Source organism: Streptomyces torulosus, from assembly GCF_001419765.1.
Taxonomy (GTDB): domain Bacteria; phylum Actinomycetota; class Actinomycetes; order Streptomycetales; family Streptomycetaceae; genus Streptomyces; species Streptomyces torulosus.
The window spans coordinates 1-2328 of sequence record NZ_LIRK01000131.1 but is presented as its reverse complement, the minus strand read 5'-3'; the positions used below and the strand labels follow the sequence as shown (position 1 = coordinate 2328).

Here is a 2328-nt window from a genome sequence, read left to right as displayed (position 1 = left end):
TGATCGGCATGCTCGTCGCCGTGCTCGGCGACGAGCATGCCGATCATGCCGTCGCGGGGCTCGCTGCGCTGGCCGGTGACGATGTCCAGCATGAAGCGGTGGGCGTGGTCGACGAGGTCCCTGGCCTCCTCGGGAGTTGCGGCGAGTCCGGCGGCGGCCTTGGTGGTGAGGGCGATGAACTCGTCGCGTTCGGCGTCGGTGAGGCCGAGCAGTTCGCAGATGGCGAGCAGCGGGAAGGGGAAGGCGAACGCGGTCATGAAGTCGGCGGGCGGGCCCGCCTGCTCCATGCCGTCCAGGCAGTTCTCCGCGAGGCGTTCCAGGCGCGGGGTGAGTTCGCGAAGGCGTCGGGCCGTGAAACTGGAGGTGACGGTGCGGCGCAGCCGGGTGTGCTCCGGCGGGTCCATGTTGACGAAGCTGCCCGGCGACACCTCCAGCTGGTCGTCGTCGAGGCCGGGGAGCATCAGGGTGAGCGGGGTGAGGGCGCTGCTCAGACGTGGGTCGGTGAACATCCGCCGTACGTCCTCGTAGCGGGTGACGACCCAGATGTCCTGTCCGTTCGGGAGGCGGTACTTGTGCACCGGGTCCTCCCGCTGCGCCTGGCGGAGCCGGGGGCCGGGGTCGAACGGGCAGGCGGAGTCGCGTTGGTAGGGCAGCGGGGTTTCGATGTCGAGGGGCATCGGACTCCTTGGGGTGATCGGGGCCGCGGATCACATGGGGGGATCAAGGCGTGAGGGAGGCAGGCGTGAGGGGGTCGGAGGGGAGCCGGGCGGGTCGGTGGGTGACGGTGGCCCGGTGGACGGGAGTCGCGCCGGTGGGCGCGGTGGTGACGCTACGGCGCCGTGCCGGGTGTGGGAGCCCCAGAATCCGGGTGGCCGCCCCCTAACCCGCGTGGTGCGCGGGCCAGGGGTGGCGGCCGTTTCCGTACCGGCCGTGGCCTGCGGTCACCGGATGCCGAACTCGTCCCCGATCAGGCTGAGGAGTTCCTCGGTGCTGGCGCCGCTGAGGTCGGCGTCGGTGTCGTCCTCCGCGGGCGACGCGGCGGCCGGGCCGCCGGTGGCCGGTGTCTCCTCCAGTTTGGTGAGGAGGACGCGCAGACGCAGGGCCAGGGAGGACCGGCGGGCGGGGTCGGCGGCGGGTGTCCGCAGGGTCTCCTCGAGGGCTTCCAGGGCGATGACGGCCGGGTCGAGTGCCTGAGCGGACGCCAGGTCGAGTCCCTGGTGGAGGAGTTCGGCGAGGTCCTTGGGTGTGGGGTGGTCGAAGACCAGGGTGGCGGGCAGGCGCAGCCCGGTGAGGGCGGAGAGCCGGTTGCGCAGGTCCACGGCCATGAGGGAGTCGAAGCCGAGGTTCTGGAAGGGCCTGCCCGAGGGTACGGCGTCCGCCGAGGGCAGTCCGGCGGCGGTCGCGGCCTCCGCGCGGACGAGTTCGACGAGGGCCGCGGTGCGGTCCGCCTCGGACAGGGGCAGCAGCCGCTCGCGCAGCCCGGCCGCCGGGGCGGCCTGCTCGGTGCCGCCCTTACGGGTTCCGGCGGCGAGCGCCCGCAGCAGTACGGGGGTGGTGGGCGAGCCGGGGTCCAGGGCGGCGGTGTCCAGCCGTACGGGGACGGCGACACTCGCTCCGGTGGTGAGGGCCGCGTCGAACAGGGCCATGCCCTCGCGGGGGTCGAGCTGGCGCAGGCCCGCGCGGGCGATGCGCTTGAGGTCGCTGTCGGCGACGCCCGCGGTCATGCCCTCGCCGCGCTGCCAGGGGCCCCAGGCGAGGGAGAGGGCGGGCAGTCCGGCGGCGGCCCGGCGTGCGCAGACGGCGTCGGCGAAGGCGTTGGCGGCGGCGTAGTTGGCCTGGCCGGCGCCGCCCATGGTGCCGGCGAGCGAGGAGAAGACGACGAAGGCGTCCAGGTCGCGGTCGGCGGTCAGCTCGTGCAGATGCTCCACGGCCTCCGTCTTGACCGGCAGGACCGCGTCGACCTGGGCCGGTGTGAGAGCGGTGAGGGTGGCGTCGTCGACGGTGCCCGCGGTGTGCACCACGGCCCTCAGGTCGGGCGCCGAGTCGAGCAGGGCGGCCAGCGCGGCACGGTCGGTGACGTCGCATGCCTCGGCCCGTACCGTGGCGCCGAGCCCGGTCAGTTCGGTGAGCAGGTCCGCCATGCCGGGGGCGTCGCCGCCGCGCCGTGCGGCCAGCAGCAGGTCGCGGACGCCGTGCCGGGTGACCAGGTGGCGTGCGACGAGACGGCCGAGCGTGCCGGTGGCTCCGGTGACGAGGGTCGTGCCGGTGGCGGCCCAGACTCCGGGGGACGCGTCGGCGGGGCCGGCGGCCGACGGGTCCCCCGGAGTC

Annotated in this window: 1 protein-coding gene and 1 pseudogene; both read right to left on the bottom strand. The window is 74.4% G+C overall.

All coding sequences use genetic code 11. The features are described from left to right. A pseudogene (locus AOK23_RS10185) lies at positions 1–677 on the bottom strand (cytochrome P450); the annotation flags it as partial. A gap of 264 nt (positions 678–941) precedes the next feature. Further along, on the bottom strand, positions 942–2328 hold a 1387-nt coding region (locus AOK23_RS10180; protein WP_157877987.1), incomplete at its 5' end, for a beta-ketoacyl reductase.